The 18,866-nt window shown below is 62.6% G+C and carries 16 protein-coding genes and 1 pseudogene; 5 read left to right on the plus strand and 12 right to left on the minus strand.

The annotated features are described in order from the left end of the window. Positions 1-104 precede the first annotated feature (104 nt). Entirely contained in the window at positions 105-512 is a 408-nt protein-coding gene (locus tag ABIE52_RS22310) for a YciI family protein (RefSeq protein WP_003945999.1), read from the plus strand. Between the two features lie 8 nt (positions 513-520). After that, positions 521-1,705, plus strand: coding sequence for an RNA polymerase sigma factor (locus ABIE52_RS22315; protein WP_192712609.1), 1,185 nt, complete (start codon positions 521-523; stop codon positions 1,703-1,705). Here the strand turns inward: ABIE52_RS22315 and ABIE52_RS22320 are convergent. The 11 genes from ABIE52_RS22320 to ABIE52_RS22370 all read right to left on the minus strand — a co-directional run bounded on the left by ABIE52_RS22320 (position 1,691) and on the right by ABIE52_RS22370 (position 13,878). Further along, positions 1,691-2,437 carry an amino acid ABC transporter ATP-binding protein gene (locus tag ABIE52_RS22320; protein WP_003946070.1) on the minus strand — a complete coding sequence of 249 codons (747 nt, stop codon included), beginning with the start codon at positions 2,435-2,437 and terminating at the stop codon, positions 1,691-1,693. The two genes, ABIE52_RS22315 and ABIE52_RS22320, sit on opposite strands and share 15 nt — an antisense overlap. A 4-nt stretch (positions 2,438-2,441) precedes the next feature. Further along, positions 2,442-4,259 carry an ABC transporter substrate-binding protein/permease gene (locus ABIE52_RS22325; protein ID WP_192712610.1) on the minus strand — a complete coding sequence of 606 codons (1,818 nt, stop codon included), beginning with the start codon at positions 4,257-4,259 and terminating at the stop codon, positions 2,442-2,444. A gap of 151 nt (positions 4,260-4,410) precedes the next feature. Beyond that, the gene (locus tag ABIE52_RS22330; RefSeq protein ID WP_054828106.1) at positions 4,411-5,325 is read right to left on the minus strand and encodes an SMP-30/gluconolactonase/LRE family protein; all 915 of its coding nucleotides are present in this window, start codon (positions 5,323-5,325) and stop codon (positions 4,411-4,413) included. A gap of 31 nt (positions 5,326-5,356) precedes the next feature. Beyond that, positions 5,357-6,556 (minus strand): zinc metallochaperone GTPase ZigA, encoded by a 1,200-nt coding sequence (gene zigA, locus ABIE52_RS22335; RefSeq protein WP_192712611.1) that lies wholly within the window; start codon positions 6,554-6,556, stop codon positions 5,357-5,359. A 98-nt stretch (positions 6,557-6,654) separates the two neighbouring features. Continuing rightward, positions 6,655-7,293, minus strand: a complete 639-nt coding sequence (gene nthB, locus ABIE52_RS22340; protein ID WP_192712612.1) for a nitrile hydratase subunit beta — start codon at positions 7,291-7,293, stop codon at positions 6,655-6,657. A gap of 26 nt (positions 7,294-7,319) precedes the next feature. Then, positions 7,320-7,943, minus strand: coding sequence for a nitrile hydratase subunit alpha (gene nthA, locus ABIE52_RS22345; RefSeq protein ID WP_003946052.1), 624 nt, complete (start codon positions 7,941-7,943; stop codon positions 7,320-7,322). Positions 7,944-8,016: 73 nt separating this feature from the next. Then, positions 8,017-9,582 carry an amidase gene (locus tag ABIE52_RS22350; RefSeq protein WP_030537651.1) on the minus strand — a complete coding sequence of 522 codons (1,566 nt, stop codon included), beginning with the start codon at positions 9,580-9,582 and terminating at the stop codon, positions 8,017-8,019. Between the two features lie 114 nt (positions 9,583-9,696). Beyond that, positions 9,697-11,103 (minus strand): substrate-binding protein, encoded by a 1,407-nt coding sequence (locus ABIE52_RS22355; RefSeq protein ID WP_192712613.1) that lies wholly within the window; start codon positions 11,101-11,103, stop codon positions 9,697-9,699. A gap of 44 nt (positions 11,104-11,147) precedes the next feature. Continuing rightward, the gene (locus tag ABIE52_RS22360) at positions 11,148-11,516 is read right to left on the minus strand and encodes an ArsR/SmtB family transcription factor (protein WP_007735244.1); all 369 of its coding nucleotides are present in this window, start codon (positions 11,514-11,516) and stop codon (positions 11,148-11,150) included. A gap of 115 nt (positions 11,517-11,631) precedes the next feature. Next, the gene (gene oxdA / locus ABIE52_RS22365) at positions 11,632-12,693 is read right to left on the minus strand and encodes an aliphatic aldoxime dehydratase (RefSeq protein ID WP_007735242.1); all 1,062 of its coding nucleotides are present in this window, start codon (positions 12,691-12,693) and stop codon (positions 11,632-11,634) included. Positions 12,694-12,897: 204 nt separating this feature from the next. Next, a complete protein-coding gene (locus tag ABIE52_RS22370) occupies positions 12,898-13,878 on the minus strand; it encodes a helix-turn-helix domain-containing protein (RefSeq protein WP_047270147.1) in 981 nt (326 codons plus the stop codon). A gap of 176 nt (positions 13,879-14,054) precedes the next feature. Between ABIE52_RS22370 and ABIE52_RS22375 the strand changes: the two genes are divergently transcribed. The 3 genes from ABIE52_RS22375 to ABIE52_RS22385 are packed head-to-tail and all read left to right on the plus strand — an operon-like array spanning position 14,055 to position 17,934. Further along, positions 14,055-14,690, plus strand: coding sequence for a TetR/AcrR family transcriptional regulator C-terminal domain-containing protein (locus ABIE52_RS22375; protein ID WP_030537647.1), 636 nt, complete (start codon positions 14,055-14,057; stop codon positions 14,688-14,690). 36 nt (positions 14,691-14,726) lie between these two features. Beyond that, positions 14,727-16,232, plus strand: a complete 1,506-nt coding sequence (locus ABIE52_RS22380; protein ID WP_064442862.1) for a class I adenylate-forming enzyme family protein — start codon at positions 14,727-14,729, stop codon at positions 16,230-16,232. A gap of 10 nt (positions 16,233-16,242) precedes the next feature. Continuing rightward, on the plus strand, positions 16,243-17,934 hold the full coding sequence (locus tag ABIE52_RS22385; protein WP_192712614.1) for an acyl-CoA dehydrogenase family protein: 1,692 nt from the start codon (positions 16,243-16,245) through the stop codon (positions 17,932-17,934). On the opposite strand, the pseudogene ABIE52_RS22390 reads toward ABIE52_RS22385, so the two are convergent. Continuing rightward, positions 17,931-18,810: pseudogene (locus tag ABIE52_RS22390) on the minus strand (LysR family transcriptional regulator). The gene ABIE52_RS22385 and the pseudogene ABIE52_RS22390 overlap by 4 nt on opposite strands. Between the last annotated feature and the right edge of the window lie 56 nt (positions 18,811-18,866).

Below are 18,866 nucleotides of genomic sequence, written 5' to 3' on the forward strand. Positions count from 1 at the left end.
CGCACAGGGCCGAAGGCCCCGCAATGTCGAGAATCCCCGACTTGCTTCGTCCCTGTAGTGAAGTGCGACCAGAATGGGTGGCACCGACACAGAGGAGATTCACGATGGCCAAGTACTTGCTGCTCAAGCACTACCGCGGCGCTCCGGCTGCAGTCAACGACGTGCCGATGGACCAGTGGACGCCGGACGAGATCACTGCCCACGTGAAGTACATGCAGGACTTCGCGGATCGGCTCGAGAAGGCGGGCGAGTTCGTCGACGGTCAGGCTCTCGCTCCTGAGGGCACCTTTGTCCGGTACGACGGTGAGGGTCGCCCGCCGGTCACCGACGGTCCGTTCGCGGAAACCAAGGACCTCATTGCCGGCTGGATGGTGATCGACGTCGACAACTACGACCGTGCCGTCCAATTGGCCGGCGAGCTCTCGGCCGCGCCCGGCGCAGGCGGGAAGCCGATTCACGAATGGCTCGAACTGCGCCCGTTCCTGACCGAGCCGCCGACCATCACGGACTGAAACCTGTCATGGACGACGCCCTGCTTCGGAGTCTGACTCCGAGCGTGCTCGGCATCCTCGTCCGCCGCGGAGCAGATTTCGCGTCGGCCGAGGACGCCGTGCAGGACGCTCTGCTCGAGGCGGTCAGGGTCTGGCCGGACAACCCGCCGCGGGACCCGAAGGGCTGGCTGGTCACGGTGGCCTGGCGGCGGTTCCTCGACGGGATCCGGTCGGATGCGGCTCGCCGTAAGCGGGAGTTTCTGGCTGACGAGCAGCCAGGCGAGCGGCCGGTCAGCGGGTCGGTGCCGGGCGTGGACGACACACTCCAGCTCTACTTTCTGTGCGCGCACCCGTCGTTGACGCCGTCGTCCGCCGTCGCACTCACGCTGCGCGCTGTCGGCGGGCTGACCACCCGCCAGATTGCGCGGGCCTACCTGGTGCCCGAGGCGACTATGGCTCAGCGCATCAGCCGAGCCAAGCGCACGGTCTCCGGCGTCCGGTTCGAGCAACCCGGCGATGTCGCCACCGTCCTGCGTGTCCTCTATCTGGTCTTCAACGAGGGGTACTCCGGCGACGTCGACCTGGCTGCCGAGGCCATCCGGCTCACCCGGCAGTTGGCGGCCGCGATCGATCACCCCGAAGTCGCAGGGTTGCTCGCACTGATGCTGCTCCATCACGCTCGTCGAGCCGCGCGAACTGCCGCGGACGGCAGTCTGGTTCCGCTAGCCGAGCAGGATCGCAGCCGGTGGGACACCGATTCGATTGCCGAAGGAGTCGCAATCCTCCAGTCAGCTCTCGCCCGCGACCGGCTCGGTGAGTTCCAGGCCCAGGCCGCCATTGCTGCACTCCATGCCGACGCTCTCACAGCAGACGAGACCGACTGGGTGCAGATCGTGGAGTGGTACGACGAACTCGCAGCCTTGACCGACAGCCCGATTGTCCGGCTCAACCGAGCGGTGGCCGTCGGCGAGGCAGACGGACCACGCGCCGGATTGGCAGCTCTTGCAGCGCTGGACGATTCACTTCCACGCCATGCCGCAGTCGAGGCCTATCTGCGTGAACGCGACGGAGACCTCGAGTCGGCGGCGAGGTTGTATGCCGATGCAGCGCACAAGGCATCCAACCTCGCCGAACGCGACCATCTGATGCTTCAGGCGTCCAGGATCAACGCCCGTCGATCTCCTGCAAGCGCCCCTGAGTCAGAGAACCTGTGAGAGGAACGCTTGCAGTCGATCTGTTTCGGGATCGTCGAAAAGCTGTTCCGGAGTACCGGTTTCGACAACGGCACCGCGATCCATGAACAGCACCTTGTCGGAAACGGAACGCGCGAAACCCATTTCGTGCGTCACGACGACCATAGTCATGCCGGACTTCGCGAGATCGGCCATCAATGCCAGAACACCCTTGACCAGTTCGGGGTCGAGAGCTGACGTCGCCTCGTCGAAGAACATGACCTCGGGCTTCATCGCCAGGGCGCGGGCAATGGCGACGCGCTGCTGCTGACCACCCGAAAGGTTGCCGGGCCGCGAGTCGGCCTTCTCCCTGAGCCCCACCAGATCCAGCTGCTCGAGCGCGAGCGCCCGAGCTTGCTCCTTCGACAAACCCTTGAGCTTGTTCGGCCCGAGTGCGATGTTCTCGGCGACGGTCTTGTGTGGGAACAGGTTGAAGTGCTGGAACACCATGCCGATCCGCTGGCGTAGCTCGTCGGGGTTGTCCTTCAGGACGGACTTCCCGTCGAGCAGCACGTCACCCTGCTCGGGCTCGTGCAGACGGTTCAGCACGCGCAGGAGCGTCGACTTGCCCGAACCGGAGGGCCCGATGACGGTGACGGTGTTTCCGGCGTCGACGTGCAGGTTGACGCCGCGAAGCACCTTGTTGGTGCCGAAGGACAGATGCAGGTCCTTGCCGGTGAGCGATACGGACTTCAGTTCAGAGCTGGTGGTCATGTCCTCAGCCCCTTTCCACGACGATGGCCTGCTCGAGCGGATCCAACGTGCCTGAAGTGTCGGCGCGTCCGGTCCGGAGTCGGTTGTCGATGTAGTTGACGAGGTGCGTCAGCGGGATGGTCAGAGCAAGGTAGAACAAGCCTGCCGCAACGAGCGGGGACAGGCTGCCGGTCTGGGCGTTGAGATCACGTCCGACGGCAAAGAGTTCCCGCTGGGTGACGAGGAGACCGAGGAAGTAGATCAGCGACGAGTCCTTGATCAGCGAGATGAACTGGTTCATCAACGCCGGCAGAACGCGTCGTACACCCTGCGGGATGACGACCAGCGACATGGACTTTCGGTAGCTGAAACCGAGGGCACGTGAAGCCTCGAGCTGCCCGGACTCGACGCTCTGGATTCCGGATCTGAAGATCTCACCGATGTATGCCGACGCGAGCAGTGACAGCGCCGCGACACCGAGCCAGTACGGATTGCTACCGGTGATTCCCTTGACGATCGGTCCGACGCCGAGCCCGATGATCAAGATGATGACGACTGCGGGCAGGCCACGGAAGATGTCGGTGTAGACGCGGGCCGGCCAGCGCAGCCAACGGGTGCGCGAGATACCGGCGACAGCGAGCAGCATGCCGAGGATCGTGCCGATGATGCCGGACGCGAGCGCAAGGATCAGGGTGTTGGGAAGACCGGTCTTGAGGAGATCGGGGAATGCCTTCTTGTACAGATCCCAGTCGAAGAACGTGTCCTTGAGCTGTTCGAGCGTCGACTTCGGTTGGTACGACGCGGTATCGCCACCGTCGCCGTTTGCTGCGTTTTCTGCGGCAATGGCTGCGAAGTCGGGCAGTTCCGGAGTGGTCGCGGCCTTGGATCCGGGCTTCCAGCCTTCAGGGAGTTGGCGCGGTACCCAGTCGGCGTACAGCTGAGACCAGGTTCCGTCGTCGATGACTGCGTCGAGGCCGGAGTTGAGGGCGTCGATCAGGGGCTGGTTTTCCTTGTTCACCGCCCAGCCGACGAAGTTGTTGACCGAGAAGGTGTTCTGGATGATCGAGGTCGGATCACCGGGAGCGATTGCACCTTCGGCCTGCTGAGACGGAGCTACCCAGGCGTCGATCTGTCCGGACTTGAGGTTCGCGTACGCCGTGGCGTAGTCGGGAAACTTCACGGGATCGAGCTTGAGCGTGTTCACGACGTAGTCGTCCTGCACGGTTCCCTGTACGACGCCGATGCGCTTTGATGCGTCCAGGTCTCCGAAGCCGGTGATCGGGCTGCCGTTAGGCACGACGAGGGAGAAGTATCCGAAGTCGTAACCGTTGGTGAAGCCGACGGTGTTGCGACGGTCGTCCGTGGTGGTGATGGACGACGAGCCGACGTCGAAGCGTCGACCGGCAACCTGGGCGAGAAGCCCGGCGAACTCGGTGCCGACGAACTCGACCTTCAGGCCCAGCTTGTCCGCGACGGCCTTCAGCAGCTCGTTGTCGTATCCGGTGTACTGATTCTCGGAGTTGACGCAGATGCTCGGGGGCGCGTCACCGAGCGTGCCGACCGTGATGACCCCGGGTTTGATCAAGTTCAGCTTCGAGGTGTCGATCTGATCGACCGGGGTGACGGTGGCCGTGGTGTAGCGGTCTTCGGCGCCCGCACCCGCTGCCGCGTCCAGATTGGTGGGCGCCGCGGTTGCGGCTCCCACTCCTGGAGGTGCACACAGGTCTGTGGGGGCTGCCGACGAATCCGAGCCACTCGAGCACGATGACAGAGTCAGCGCCAGGAGGGCAGTGAGGAGCAGTGCCACCACCAGGCGGATCTTCGCTGCGACGGAAGAAAACATGCGTGCAGCGTAAACCTAAGGGTAGCCATTTCTCCGTGTAGAACTGTTGACAGTTTTCGGACAAGGGGCCGCTGCGCTGCGGGCATGCCTTCAAATCAGCGTGATTTTAAGTATCGCCAGGTCGGGGAATCTCGTGCCGAAGAGATCAGCGTCAGCGGACGGGTGCGAGTTCGACGCCCGACGGAGGTACCAAGCGACGCAGCGTTCCGTCGAAGCCGGTGACGTAGAGCGCCCAGCCGTCGCCGTCCTGTCCTATACGCACTGAACTCGGCCCGTTCCACCCATTCGACAGACCCGAAGCGACGACGCAGGAAGTGCCGGTTTCAGGGTGTACGCGATAGATCGAGCCTTCGACGTGAGCAGCGGCGTAGAGCATTCCATCCTGCGACATGGTCAGATCGTCGAGGCCGGGTATCAGGCTCGGGACCGTCGCTACAACTGTCCACGCGTCAGGGGTATCCAAGGGCACTCGAATGATCTGACCGGTGAACAGGTCATCGGTGTACACGGCTCGATGATCCGGACTGAGCGCGAGTCCCTCCGAACGCGGCACTGTCGACCAATTGGGCACGACGGCTCCGGAGTCGTGCAGATAGCGCGAGACGCCCTTTGGCGGACCTCCTTCTGTTCCGACCCACGTGGTCAGCAGATCGCCGTCGGGAAGCCGGAGCAGGCCGTTGCCCGCGAAGTCGACGGGTGCGGACAGCTGATCCGTCGAGGTGTCCAGGTGCCACAGCTTGCCGTCCTGTCTGGTGAGGAAGGACAGCCTCGAACCGTCGAGTTGCAAACCGCCAGGGGCAGCCATGTCGTCGAGGACAGTTCGTACCTGTCCTGCGGCGTCGACGTGATAGATCTTCGACTCGCCGGAGAGGTAGAACCCGCCGTTGTCATCGGGCTCGAGGTTTTCGAGCTGTTCCAACCCTTGCGCTACGGTTTCGACCCGCCACTCGCCGCACATCGGCGCGACTGTCCAGGTGGCCCCCGCCGGCGTAGCTGCGGCCACGGTCCCGGCTGCGATCGCCGCGACGATCAACAACGCCCGAGTTCGGTTGCGTGATACCCCCATTGCGCACAACTTACGGCAAACCGGACCAATATCAAACGGTCTGGTCGGTATAGCCGACGCCCAGAGGGTCGCTCCAGGTGGTCCACACGTCTGGCCCGAGTTCGATCTCGGCTGTGGTGAGTAGACACGCGTCGAGTTCTCGGTGCAGTCGAGACGGGTCGATGGCTTGGCCGATGAAGACGAGTTCTTGTCGGCAGTCTCCGACGGGTTCTTCCCACTTGTCGAGGATTCCGTCACGACGGTAATCGTCGGCCGGCCACTCGTCACGGGGTAGAAACTTCCACCAACGGCCGACGTATCCGTGGCGAATGAGATGACCGGCCTGAGAAATACTCCCGATCTCGGTGAACCGGCCGGCATTCCAGTAGTAGCCCTTGGCCCGAAGTAACTTTCCGTTGGTCCACTCGTTGCTGAGGAAATCATGCAGCCGTTGGGGGTGGAAGGGTGCGCGCTCGCGGTACACCACCGAACTGATTCCGTACTCTTCGGTTTCGGGGATGTGTTCACCTTGGAGTTCTTGTAACCATCCGGGGGCCTGTGCAGCCTTTTCGAGCGAGAACAAACCGGTGTCGAGAATCGTGTCGAGTGGGATGCGACCGAGCGTCATCGGAACTATCGCAGCGGATGCGTTCAAAGAGCGCAGGACTGCGGTCAATTCGACCAGGTGCTGGTGCGAGACGAGATCGGCCTTGCTCACCAGGATGACGTCGGCAAATTCGATCTGATCGACAAGCAGATCCGCGATGTCTCGTTCGTCTTCCGGGGCATCGGCTTCGACGCGGCCACCAGCCGTGTAGTCGCGCAGAAAACTGTGGCCGTCGACGACGGTGACCATGGTGTCGAGTCGGGCGACGTCGGCGAGGGCGTGGCCGTCGGTATCGATGAATGTGAACGTCTCTGCGACAGGCAGCGGTTCGGAGATGCCCGAAGATTCGATGAGTAGGTAGTCGAATCGGCCATCGGCGGCCAAGGCACTGATCTCGGAAAGAAGATCCTCTCGCAGAGTGCAGCAGATGCAGCCGTTGGTCATCTCGACCAGTTTCTCCTCGGAGCGACTGAGCGAGATCTCACGCTCGACTTCTGCACTGTCGATGTTGATTTCGCTCATGTCGTTGACGATCACCGCGACCCGCCGACCCTCTCGATTTCGCAGGATCTCGTTGAGTAGTGTCGTCTTCCCGGCGCCCAGGAAACCTGACAGCACCGTGACCGGAAGTCGTGTGTCGACCATGATTTCCAGTGTCCTTCCGAATGAGAGAATTGCTGTGATCAGGCGGCGGTCACGCGAAACGCTGTGATCGCGTGACCGCCGCCCGGAATGTTGGACGATCAGGCCGCAGGCTCGAGGTAACCCTCGAAAAGGTCGACTACGACGCTGCCGCCGTCGGTGTCGCTACCGAACAATTCCTCGGCGGCGAACTTCACGTGGTACGTCGGTTCTTCGCCGGCGTCGTTGCGCCCGTGGCCGATTGCGTCGGGAAACGGCCACTTCTCGGTAGTCCGATGAGAGATGGTTCCCACTCGTCCGCGGCAGTACGCAGGCATTCGAATATGCCCCGGAACGTACTCGTCGCGCACGCGTACTCGCTGACCGACCTCGAAGGTGGTCGTCTCGACGGGTGCCGGCCGCCCTTCGGATTCGCTGGGCCGCGACAGTGGGAACGGTCCCCCTGCAAGGCTTTCGAGTTCTTCCTGCGTCAGGATTCCCTTTTCGACCATCAGTGTCGCGACGCCGATGACGTACCTCTCGTAGTACGGGGTCATCATGTAGTGGCGTGGTTCCATCCGCTCGACGACGTATCGAACTTCGTCGACGCTGAATGCCCCGAGTTCGGCGACACCGGCGAACATCAGGCTGTACGGCAGGTGTTCCCACTCGGCGTGGAAGGTGGGGCCGATGTCGGCGTTGACGGTATGCGGGACTTTGCCGAAGCCTTGAACTCCGGCAAGATCGTGTACTCCATCCATGGTGTGCTTCTTTCTTGTCGGGGTGATCAGACGGTGGGGACCTGCGGGACTGCGACGCCGATCAGGCAGTCCTTGGTGACGATCTCTTGAAGCTGTTCCTGGCTCCAGCCTTCGGTGCCTGCGGGACGTTGCGGGAGAACCATGTAGCGAGTTTCGGCGGTGGTGTCGTAGACGCGGATCTCGACGTCCGACGCGATCTCGGTTCCCATCTCGGAGAGAACCTTCCGTGGCTCACGCACCACTCGCGCACGGTATTCGAAACTCTTGTACCAGGTAGGGGGCAGGCCGAGAATGGGCCACGCGGTGCATGAACACAACGAGCACACGATCACGTTCTTGAGGGTCGGGGTGTCTTCGACTGCCACGATGTACTCGCCCTGGGGGCCCAGATATCCGTACTGGGCAACCGCGGCGGTACCGTCGGTGAGAAGCAGTTGCCGGAAATCGGGGTCGGTCCAAGCCCGCGCGACCAATTCCGCTCCGCGCCTTGGACTGAAGTCCTCCTCGAAGGTCTTCTTCCATCCCTCGACGTAACCGTCGGGTACCAATCCCTTACCGTCGAGTGCGCGGAACAGGGCCCACGCGCGATCGGAGACCGGCGCCTGGGCCGGTGCGGCGTTCTCCGTTGTGTGGTCGATCGTTACTGACATCTGGTTCACCTTTTCTATGCGGGCTGATCATGTGTGAATCGGTGGAATTTGTTGTGCAAGTGCGGATACAGAACTAGGTGAGGCTGAGTTGTGGTGCAGAGTCGGAGATGTGGTCGGCAGGCGTCGGAAACGCGCCGCGAAGCTTTTCGAATGCGCGCCCGACCCGGAGGACCGTCGCATCGTCGAAGGTCTTGCCGGTGATCATCATTCCGACCGGAAGCCCGTTCACCAGGCCGGCGGGAACGGACAGGGACGGGTGTCCGGTCACGTCGAATGGTGCTGTGTTGGCGATCATCCCGAGAGCCTTCGTGATGAAGGTTGCACGATCCACGTCGTTCGCCGGCAATTCGGATGCGACGTAGGGCAGTGTGGGCATCACCAGGACGTCGAATTGTCTCAAGGCAGTGTCGTAGGCGGCGCGGGCGAGCGGTACGAGGTTCCGGGCTTTGCCGTAGCTCGCGCCGCCGAGGGTGGTGATGCCGTGGTGGCCGGTCAGAGCCACCAGTTTGACGGTTTCGGACAGAGCGTCGGCGTGCTGAAGGCGTCGAGAAGCAAAGTGTGCCATCAGTTCCGGATCGTACAAACCTTCGGCGTTCATGCCGTACCCGTTGCCGTCCAACATCTGGTAGGCACCACCGTCCGTGGCGATCACGTTCCAGATGTGGAAAGCATGTAGGTGCCACGGGATGTTTACTTCCTCTACCGTGCAACCGATTTCGGCCAGACTGTGTGCCGCTGCGCGGACTGCGTCGTCGACCTCGGGCTGTGAGACCGCGTGCCCGAAACCTTCTCGAACGATCCCGATTCGCAGACCATCCACATCGGAGTCGAGGGTGGACAGATAGTCACCTGCTTCGACGCTGTCGGCTTGGCGTGGGTCGTTACCGTCGCGACCGGCGATGACCGAGAGCATCAGTGCGGCATCGTGGACCGTGCGTGTGATCGGGCCGAGATGGTCGATTGTTCGCTCGATGGGAAATGCCCCGGTATACGGGACGAGCCCGAACGTCGGCTTGTGTCCGACGACGCCGCAGAATGCCGCCGGGATCCGGATCGATCCGCCCTGATCCCCGCCGATGGCAAAATCGACGTCACCGTTTGCGACGAGAGCCGCACTGCCACCGGATGATCCACCTGCTTCACGCTGTGGGTCCCATGGATTGCGGACCGGTCCGCTTGCCGGTGTGAAGCTCGAACCGGAGAAACACAGGTCCTCACACACAGCTTTGCCCGCGACGGTTGCACCGGCCGCCAGTAGTCGAGTGACCACAGTCGCGTCGCGAGACGGAGTGAACCCCTCTACTGTCCGAGACCCGTTCATCATCGGAACTCCGGCCACGGTCACGTTGTCCTTGATCGCCACGCGTCGGCCGGTCAGGACGCCGTCCGACGTCGGCGGGATGCTTGTGGTCACATACCAAGCGCTCAAAGGATTTTCGCTCGCTGTTGGCACCGTGTGCTCACGTGACGTGGTCGGCGGGGTTGCCTCGTCGGCGTACAACTGGTCGACGACGTCGTAGGAGCCCAGTGCTCCGTCGATCAGTGCCGGCCACTCGAGCCGGGCTGATTGGTCGAGAGTGATGCCGTAATGCCTTGCGGCGGTGTCTATTGCATTGTCGTCAGGTCGGATTGTCGCCATGAGAAGTGTGCTCCTGATGTGATCGGCTTCACTTGTCTTTCAGACTAGGGCCGGATCCATAATTGCGTCAATAGGTATCGACATATTGACTCGTTAAGTTCGGGTTACGCGCGCTCAGAGAGAGCGGGGGTACAGGCGCCCACGGCGTGATTCAGCGAGCAGAATCGGTCGATGCAGTGGAACACCGTTGTTCGTAGAGCTTTTCGATGTCGTGACAAGCTGCCGAAGTACTGTTTCCGGATCGCCTGCCGACGTTCGTTCGACGGCGCGTGCGTAAGCGACGATCGCTTCGTACGTTGTCTCCGACAGGGAACTGAGCGGAGGCAGGAGTTCGTTCGAGCTCGCGCTGTATCGCTTTTCGAGGTCGTGATCGCCGGCTGCGGATTGAAAGTAGCCGAATGCCGCCCAGACTCCGTCGGCATCGGAATTGCCGATGAGCTGCTGAGTGGCCTCGTCGAGGACCAATGCAAACGTCCGCGTGGTGGCCCGCAGTCCGTGCTGGGCGCATTGTCGTTCGAAGAAGACCTCGTCATGGCCCACCAGGGTGGAAAGAATCAGTTCGGCCCCGGAGTCGGCTATCGACTCGATGATGCGTGAGAAGTCGGTTGTCCCCAACGGTACGTAGACTTCGCCGGCCACCGAACCTGTGGATTCGGCGATCACACGCCGGGCCGCCCAATGCGCTCCGAACGACCACGAATACTGCTGGCCGACCAGGAACCAAGTGCGAGAACCGGTCTCGGACATCATTGCGGGTATACCCGCTCGCGTCTGGTCGAGTGGGCGCTCACCCAATCGAAGGACTCCCGGACGCGATCGACCTCCCTCGTTGAGAACTGTGTGCACCAACAGCACACCGTTGTTCTGCAATGCAGATGCAGCGGCATTGAAGGTCGACGATGTCACGCACGCGAAAACGGCGCGACATCCGCTTTTCACCAATCGCAGTGCGGTCGCCGCTCCGGCCGCCGGGTCGGAAGCGTCATCGCCTGTCACCAAGTCGACGAGAACGCCGCCGATGCCGCCGTCGGCATTGATTTCTTCCACGGCCAGGGATGCGAGTGTTTCTGTCGCCTGGGCGAATACAGCTGCCGGGCCGGATTTGCTGACCAGCAGCCCGATCCGATGTCGGTCGGAACGCGGAGGTTCGGGTGGAGCGAATCCGCGCTTGTTGGCAAGCCAGGAAATGCCGTCCTGATCGAGGCTGGACTCGAGAACGATCCGGGTCCCGGCGCCGTCGGGAAAGAACCGGATCGTCAGGCGGCCGCGCCACGGTTGGTGGTGCACGATCACGACCGATCGGCCCCGCTTCACGCCGGCGACGTATCCCAACAGCGTGATCGGCATTCCGGCTGGCTCTGCGCGTGCGCCGTCGCCGACGGGAAGGGAGATGGCGGCAGCGGCCCCGACCGTCAGTTGCTCACATTCGAGTTCGAGCAGTTGCCCCGTTTCGAGGCGCTCGAAGGCTGACCCTGGTGGGTCGGTCGTCACGATCTGTGCCGTTACAGAGAGACCTGGCACGTTCTACTTCCTGCCTGAAATAGGTGCTGGGGCTCAACAAGGCCTCACGCTCGGCGACGCACCGATGCGACGTCTGAATCCTCAGTCGCAGTGGCCGGCAACTCGGAGGCGTTCGAACCTGCTTCCAGCGCTCGCCCGAGGACGTCGCGCAGGAACTGGAGTGCATCGTTGGCGGGCCCCGATGGATCTATCGAGAACAGGCGATGACGTCCTTGACGCCGTTCGACGATCACGCCGGACAACCGCAGCGCCTTGAGATGTGTGGATACCGTGGTGCGACCGACCGTCGAAATTTGATCGCTGATGAAGCCCGCGTTGCACTCGCCGTGTGTAGCCAGCGTGTCGAGAATCTGTCGACGCACTTGGTCGGCCAGCACAGCAAACGCCAACTCTTCGTTTCGTTGAGTAGTCACTGTCTGCTGTCCGCGCTTCCTCGATGGTCTCTACTGAGATATGTCGACACCCGTCAACATATCTCGAGTTGCCTCCGAGGGAAAGAATGTGGCCGAAGATTGCCGGCGACTTCGGTCAGTGCTCGGCGGTGATCACCGCGTCGCGCAGCATTCCGGTCCCGGGATGGCAATTGATGTACTCGTAGAGCTGATCGGCGGCATCGAATACCGAGACCTCATGGTAGAGACGCAATTTCGACAGGCCCTCGGCCACCCGGAAGAACGTCGTGAAGATCCGTAGATGGGTCGGGTGGGATTCCGACCACCGTTCGAGTTGGTCGAGGGAGGCCCAGTGGCCGATGTTGTAGCTCAAGTCGAGGAAGTTTCCGTCGATGTCGATATTGCGTACGAATCGGTTGCTGTAGCACCCGACGGCCGGGCCGTTGTCGCGGAGGAAGTCCATGCCCGATTGAAGAGTGGGCAGGATTTCGTCCAGGTAGAGGCTGCGCTCGTCTGCTTCCGCGTCGGCCCAGTCCTGCCCGGACCTGATCAGTGCGATGTTGTCGTGTCCCCGCACTACTACGCGTCCACCTACGGCGGGGTCACCGGCGACGACCCGCAGTTCGCCCGAGGCCTGCATCCAGTCGGTTTGGGAGATCGGAAACCGCTCGCGCATCGAACCCCAGTAGCCGTGCTCGTTGATTTCGCCGCTGACACCGTCCATGACAGCTCCCACCCCGGGGAGGTCGTCTTGGAACGCGTAGAGCGTTTCGAATTGTTCGGCTCTCGGTGCCACGATCTCGCGGAAGAACCCCAATCCGTCCGACAGGCGGTCTTCGGACTCCCACCAGGAGGACACTGGAGGTGATGTGCTCCAACGATGTTGGGAAGAAACATCTTTCCAGTAACCGACCACGATCAGGTTCTCGTAGCCCTGGTTGTCGATGTGATGGGTGAGATCGTGGTGTGCCGGTCCGTCCGGCAAGTCGAAGCCGGCGACGATATCCCGCATCGCCCGCAGTGCTGCCGGGCGCTGATCCTCGCCGCGGAACTGCACGCCGAGATAGCCCATCACGACCTGGTGCAATGTGTCGTCTGCGCGCCCGACCCACATGGGAAACGGTGGCGTATAGGTATCCGGGACCCGCCTGGTCAGAGTGCGCGGGCATTGAAGGTGTTCGCCGATTGCAGATTCCATGAGTGCTCCCTGTGATGTAGGTGGTCGAATCGGGTGCCTGGCACTTGGCAACGCCGTGCCGAAAATCTACGCCCGCTCAGCCGAGCAAACTTGGCCGTCAGCGCCCGATGCTTGGCCTACCGTGCCAAGAATTGTGGATACGCTTCGGCGACAGAAAATTTTGAACACCATGTTCAATGGGTAAGTGTCCGAAGATGTTACAGATCAGCGGGTAGTACTTGTGGGGGCCGCTGCTTGCGACCGGTACCGCCGCGGGCTGATCCCGAATTCCGCCTTGAAGGCTCGACTGAAGGCGGCCAGGTCGGTGAATCCCCAGCGGTGAGAAATCTGGGTCAGCGACCGCTCTACTCCGTGTCGTTGCACGATCTCACGACGGCAACCGTCGAGTCGACGGCTGCGAATCGACCGTGACACCGTCGTGCCGTGTTCGGCGAAGGCTCGGTGCAACTGCCGAATGGAGACTTTGACCGATCCCGCGATGTCCACCGGAGACAGGGCCGGGTCTGCGATGCGGGCGTCTATGACCGACAGGGCGGATTCGTAGAGGCTGGTTCGCCGCGAGGTGATCGGTCGCGCAGTTGTGTGAAGAACGGACTTGACCAGGTTGCCGATCTCGTTGACGACTTCCTCTTCGTCTCCGCTTGCGTCGGACGTCATGCGGACGGAGGCAAGATCGTGAAGAAAGCGACCAAGCAGGCCACTCAGGCCCGCGTGTCCGTCGAAGGCGATGGCGGTCAGGCTCGTGACCTCCGCGTCGCTGAGCGACAGGTACGACCGTGGCCAGGTGAACACCTCGAGTCCCCAGATGCCGTCGTGTGCGTGTCCCTCGATCTGCCAATCGAAGGGGCGCGTGGTGTCGTACAGGACGTAGTCGCCACGTCGCAGGACGCATTCGCGGTCGTCTTGGCGCACTACCGCGCTACCGCGGCGGATCATCCCGATCTGCAGATAGTCCGCGCCGTCGCTTTTGATGAGGCTGTTGCTACGGACTATTCGTTGTTCCATCGATTGAACTGCGGATACCCGAACGTGTGCGAGTTGGGCCGAGTGGACGGCCCCGCTGAATCGATCGCCGTCTCCGATATCGGATACGTCGAGCGCGACAAAATGCTCGCGCAACAAATCTGCCCAGTCGCCCGTGAGAGTCGTGCGTGTGGGCAGGGAGAAGCCGGATCGCGCGAGCATTGCAGGGCGCCTCCTCGCAGAAAAGCCGAAGTTCTCGGGTGCTCGATGTTCAGAGAGTAATCCCGCACATCAGACATGTCGATAGAAGTCGACATGTCATCGCGTCGGGAAGAAATTGTTTGCCATACAAACAACGCCGAGTTATTGTTTGTCGTACAAACAAGTAGGAGTTCGTGATGGCCACCGAGGCAGTTCCCGCAGCGCGCGCGACGCGTGAGTCGGGCAAGCAGACGCGCATGGCGCTGTTCAACGCCGCAACCGAGCTGTTCCTCGAGCACGGCGACAGCGTCTCCATCGCGCAGATCTGCACGGCCGCCGGCGCCCATCCCAACCAGGTGACCTACTACTACGGCTCCAAAGAAAAGCTCTTCGTCGAGGTGGCGTGCGCGGCCGTTCTGCGCGCAGGCAAGCGTGCCGAGGTCGATGCCGCCGACGCCGACACGGTCGGCGATTACACCGAGAAGCTGGTCGGATCCCTCCTGGGCTCGGGCGCTCCCAGCGTCGAACTCTTCGTGGAAGCGATGATGATGACGGGTCGTCGTGGTGAACTCCGCGACCTGATCTCCGAAACGCTTCGCACTCTGCACTCCTCGGGCGAAACCGCCCTCCTCCGTACCTTGATCCGCACCGGCTGGCAGCTGCGCGCGGGCATCGACGTCGAGTCCAAGGCCTTCTGGTCTGCGATCTTCGGCCTCGTCATCCAGAAGACTGCCACCGGCGAGAGCTTCGGCTACTCCCTCGAGGAGGCGGTTGCCGTCATCTTCGCCACCCTCCAGATACCCGACGCCGTACTCAACAGCTCGATGGAATGAACTCTCTTCGAGCGTGATTCTCCGACAAGGACTTCGATGAATATCGTTCGCGTATTCGACAGCAACGTCACCAAGACCCCGGACAAACCCTTCCTGATATTCGACGGTCACGATCACACGTACTCCCAGGTTCAGGACGGAAGTCGACGCGCCGCAGGCTATTTGCAGTCGCTGGGCGTGCAGCCGGGCGACCGCGTCGCGCTGATGTGTTACAACACTCCGGGATTCGTGTACGCGATGCTCGGTGCCTGGCGCTTGGGCGCCGTCGTGGTCCCCATCAACCACAAGATGCAGACTCCGGAAGTTGCCTACGTGCTGGGACACGCGAAGGTGTCGGTGTGCGTCTTCGACGGTGAGTTGGCGCCGGTTGTCGGTCGACTGGAGACAACGGCCAAGCTGATCAGCACGGACTCTGTCGCAGACGGTTTCGACTTCTTCGACGACGCCATCACCCGCCAGGACGGCGTTGACGGTATCGACATCGACGAGAACGATCCGGCCGAAATCCTCTACACCTCGGGGACTACCGGCTCGCCCAAGGGCTGCGTCCACAGCCACCGCAACGTCGTCGGTGTTGCCGTCACCGCGGCCCTCGCCGTGTCGACGACTCGGGACGAGCGACTGCTCATGGCCGTCCCGATCTGGCACGCTTCCCCGCTCAACAACTGGTTCATGTCCACGCTCTACATGGGCGGAACCGTCGTGCTGCTGCGCGAGTACCATCCCGTCAAATTCCTGGAAACAGTTCAGGAACAACGCATTACCCTCTGCTTCGGCCCGCCGGTCATCTACACCACTGCACTCAACCTCGTGCCGAACTTTGCCGACTACAACCTCGGAAGCGTTCGTGCGTGGTTGTACGGCGGGGGACCGATCGGCGCGGATGTCGCTCGGCGACTGGTGGAGTCGTACGGCACCACCGAATTCCGACAGGTCTACGGCATGACCGAGACCGGGCCAGTGGGCACCGTGCTGTACCCCGAAGAGCAGTTGAGCAAGGCGGGCTCGATCGGCCGCGTCGCGCTGGCCGGCGTCGACCTGCGCCTGGTTGCCGATGACGGCACCGACGCGGAGCCCGATCAGATCGGTGAGATCTGGCTGCGCGCCGACACCGTCATGCAGGGGTACCTCGACGACCCCGCTGCCACGAAGGCTGCATTTGCCGACGGCGGTTGGTATCGCACCGGCGATCTGGCGCGCAAGGATGCGGACAGTTACCTCTTCATCGTCGACCGCGCGAAGGACATGATCATCACGGGCGGTGAGAACGTCTACTCCAAGGAGGTCGAGGACGTGATCTCCGGCCACCCGGACGTCGTCGACGTCGCCGTTGTCGGAAAACCCAACGAAGAATGGGGCGAGACCGTCGTCGCGCACGTCGTCTGGCGTGAACCGGATGTCATCAGCGCCGACGACATCAAGGACTACCTCTCGGACAAGTTGGCGCGCTACAAGATTCCGCGTGAAGTGGTGTTCGCGACGATTCTTCCGCGTACACCGACCGGCAAGATCCAGAAGCACCTCATCCGCGCAGCGAGCTGAAAGGCCTGTCATGACTGATATTTCCGAGAAGACCGTCACCCACCCGGCTCCGCATCGCACCCATGCAGTGCTCAACCAGTCGGTACCGCGCACGGACGTCAACGAGTTCCTGCTCGATACGGTCCTGGCCGAAGGCGTCGCGCGTCACGACGCCGATTGGGCCACCAGTGAACTCACCGATATCGGTGAACTGGTCGGCAGTGCCGGGTTCCAGCACGACGCCGAGCTGGCCAACACGGTGATCCCCGAATTGAAGACCTTCGATCGCTGGGGAAACCGCATCGACGAGGTCGAATACCATCCGTCGTATCACCGGATCATCTCTGCCGCCGTTGCGCACGGTGCTCACACCTCTGCCTGGGCTGACCCGAAGCCGGGTGCCAACGTGGCTCGGGCCGCGGCATTCATGCTCTTCTCCCAGGTCGAACCGGGCCACGCGTGCCCGATCTCCATGACGCACGCTGTGATCCCCTCGCTCGAGCTGCAACCCGATGTAGCCGCCATCTGGACCCCGCGTGCCCTTTCTCGGAGTTACACCCCCGAGTTGGATGCTCCCGGAAAGGCATCCGCGATCTTCGGAATGTCGATGACGGAAAAGCAGGGTGGCTCCGACGTGCGAGCCAACACGACCATCGCCAAGCCGGCCGGACGTGGCGGCCCGGGTGCAGACTACCTCCTCACCGGACACAAGTGGTTCTGCTCCGCGCCGATGTCCGACGCCTTCCTGGTTCTCGCTCAGGCCGAAGGTGCTGCCGGCGAGGGACTTTCCTGCTTCCTTCTCCCCCGCATCCTGCCCGACGGCACACGCAACGTCTTCCGCATCCAGCGTCTGAAGAACAAGCTGGGCAACAAGTCCAACGCGTCGTCCGAGATCGAGCTCGACGGCACCGTCGGCACCATGATCGGCGAACCGGGACGTGGCGTGCGGACCATCATCGAAATGGTGTCCCAGACGCGACTCGACTGCATCCTCGGCAGCACGGCAGGTATGCGTCAGTCGGTCGCCGAAGCGGTGTGGCACGCACGGCACCGCAGCGCTTTCGGTGCCGTCCTGGCAGATCAGCCGGCAATGACCTCGGTGCTTGCCGATCTGGCTCTCGAATCCGAAGCCGCGACCATCACCGCACTGCGATTGGCTCGCGCGCAGGACGAGGACGCGGACGAGCAGGACAAGGCGTTCCGCCGACTCGCGACGGCTGTTGCGAAGTACTGGATCTGCAAGCGCGGCCCGCACCACTCCTACGAGGCACTCGAGTGCCTGGGCGGCAACGGTTACACCGAGGACTTCCCGCTTGCCCGTCGCTACCGTGAGCAGCCCGTCATGGCCGTGTGGGAGGGGTCGGGCAACGTCATCGCACTCGATGTCTTGCGCGCCATGACCCGTGAACCCGATTCCGTTGCCGCCTTCGACCACGAGGTCAACCTCGCCCGCGGCAACAACCCGGTCCTCGATCAGCACCTCGATCGGGTACGACGCCAACTCGGTGAGCTCGCCACGATGGCACCCGCCGACGCCCAGCTCCGCGCTCGGACCGTCGTCGAGGCTATGGCGTTGGCGCTGCAGGCTTCGCTCATGGTGCGCCACTCCCCGGCCGCCTCGTCCGATGCGTTCATTGCCGCTCGCCTCGGCGCCGACCGTGGTCACGAGTACGGAACTCTGCCTGTGGGAACAGATTTCGCGGGAATTCTCGCGAGAGCCTAAGGCTGCTCCCTCAGTACCCTGGTGACGGTGTGTACTGCCGGCGTCGGATTGTTGGGTCGCCATGCCATCGCGATTTTCAGCGTGGGCGTGGCCCCGGCGATCGGCAGGTACACGACCCCGTCCATGGACAGATGCGCCGTCGACTCCACGACGACGGCGATCCCGACCCCCGCTCCGACCATGGCCAACAGGCTGTACGGATCGGGGGCTTCGTGTGCGATGGTGGGCGTGAAACCTGCTGTGGCGCAAACGGACAACGTTGCATCGCGCACCACCGAGCCGTGCTCGGCGGGATACATCACGAATCGTTCGGTTGCCAGGTCTTCCGGTGACACCGAGTCATGCGTACCGAGGTGATGCCTGGCCGGAAACCGCGACCATCAAGGTTTCCTCCCGCACAGTGTGAGTCTCGAATCCGCGCGGAATGGGCAGGCCGACTATGCCCATGTCCAGTGCTCCGCGTCGGAGAGCGTCGAGCACCTCACCCGAGTACATCTGCGGCCGTAGTTCCAGTTCGATTCCCGGATGGGAGTCGGCCAAGGACCGTGTGAGGGCCGACAGGACGGTGTAGCCGCCTGTTCCGCCGAAACCCACTGTGACACGGCCCGTCTCGCCAGTCGACGCGGCCGATGCGATTTCTCGTACCACGGCGATCTGCGCTTCGATGATCCGTGCGGGCGTGACCAAGGCTTCGCCGGCGGCGGTCAGTTGCACTGATCTGGTGGTCCGGACGAACAGGTCGGTGCCCAGTTCACGCTCGAGCGCCCGAATGGTCTGGCTGAGCGGGGACTGCCCGATGTGGAGTCGCTCGGCGGCCCGGCCGAAATGAAGTTCGTCGGCGACTGCGAGAAACGCGCGCAGTTGACGCAGTTCCACGTCGCTCCTCCCGGGTTTCATTATGTGGTTCTCCCACATAAATAAGTCGAACTAAG

Source organism: Rhodococcus sp. OAS809 (assembly GCF_040546695.1).
In the GTDB taxonomy this organism is placed as follows: Bacteria; Actinomycetota; Actinomycetes; order Mycobacteriales; family Mycobacteriaceae; genus Rhodococcus_F; species Rhodococcus_F qingshengii.

What these genes read in the sequence shown, in the direction of transcription:
- ABIE52_RS22325 (WP_192712610.1), bottom strand. Translation starts at nt 4,259, where the DNA reads ATGTTTTCTTCCGTCGCAGCGAAGATCCGCCTGGTGGTGGCACTGCTC.
- ABIE52_RS22310 (WP_003945999.1), top strand. Translation starts at nt 105, where the DNA reads ATGGCCAAGTACTTGCTGCTCAAGCACTACCGCGGCGCTCCGGCTGCA.
- ABIE52_RS22320 (WP_003946070.1), bottom strand. Translation starts at nt 2,437, where the DNA reads ATGACCACCAGCTCTGAACTGAAGTCCGTATCGCTCACCGGCAAGGAC.
- ABIE52_RS22315 (WP_192712609.1), top strand. Translation starts at nt 521, where the DNA reads ATGGACGACGCCCTGCTTCGGAGTCTGACTCCGAGCGTGCTCGGCATC.
- ABIE52_RS22380 (WP_064442862.1), top strand. Translation starts at nt 14,727, where the DNA reads ATGAATATCGTTCGCGTATTCGACAGCAACGTCACCAAGACCCCGGAC.
- ABIE52_RS22330 (WP_054828106.1), bottom strand. Translation starts at nt 5,325, where the DNA reads ATGGGGGTATCACGCAACCGAACTCGGGCGTTGTTGATCGTCGCGGCG.
- zigA (WP_192712611.1), bottom strand. Translation starts at nt 6,556, where the DNA reads ATGGTCGACACACGACTTCCGGTCACGGTGCTGTCAGGTTTCCTGGGC.
- nthA (WP_003946052.1), bottom strand. Translation starts at nt 7,943, where the DNA reads ATGTCAGTAACGATCGACCACACAACGGAGAACGCCGCACCGGCCCAG.
- ABIE52_RS22370 (WP_047270147.1), bottom strand. Translation starts at nt 13,878, where the DNA reads ATGCTCGCGCGATCCGGCTTCTCCCTGCCCACACGCACGACTCTCACG.
- nthB (WP_192712612.1), bottom strand. Translation starts at nt 7,293, where the DNA reads ATGGATGGAGTACACGATCTTGCCGGAGTTCAAGGCTTCGGCAAAGTC.
- ABIE52_RS22350 (WP_030537651.1), bottom strand. Translation starts at nt 9,582, where the DNA reads ATGGCGACAATCCGACCTGACGACAATGCAATAGACACCGCCGCAAGG.
- ABIE52_RS22385 (WP_192712614.1), top strand. Translation starts at nt 16,243, where the DNA reads ATGACTGATATTTCCGAGAAGACCGTCACCCACCCGGCTCCGCATCGC.
- oxdA (WP_007735242.1), bottom strand. Translation starts at nt 12,693, where the DNA reads ATGGAATCTGCAATCGGCGAACACCTTCAATGCCCGCGCACTCTGACC.
- ABIE52_RS22375 (WP_030537647.1), top strand. Translation starts at nt 14,055, where the DNA reads ATGGCCACCGAGGCAGTTCCCGCAGCGCGCGCGACGCGTGAGTCGGGC.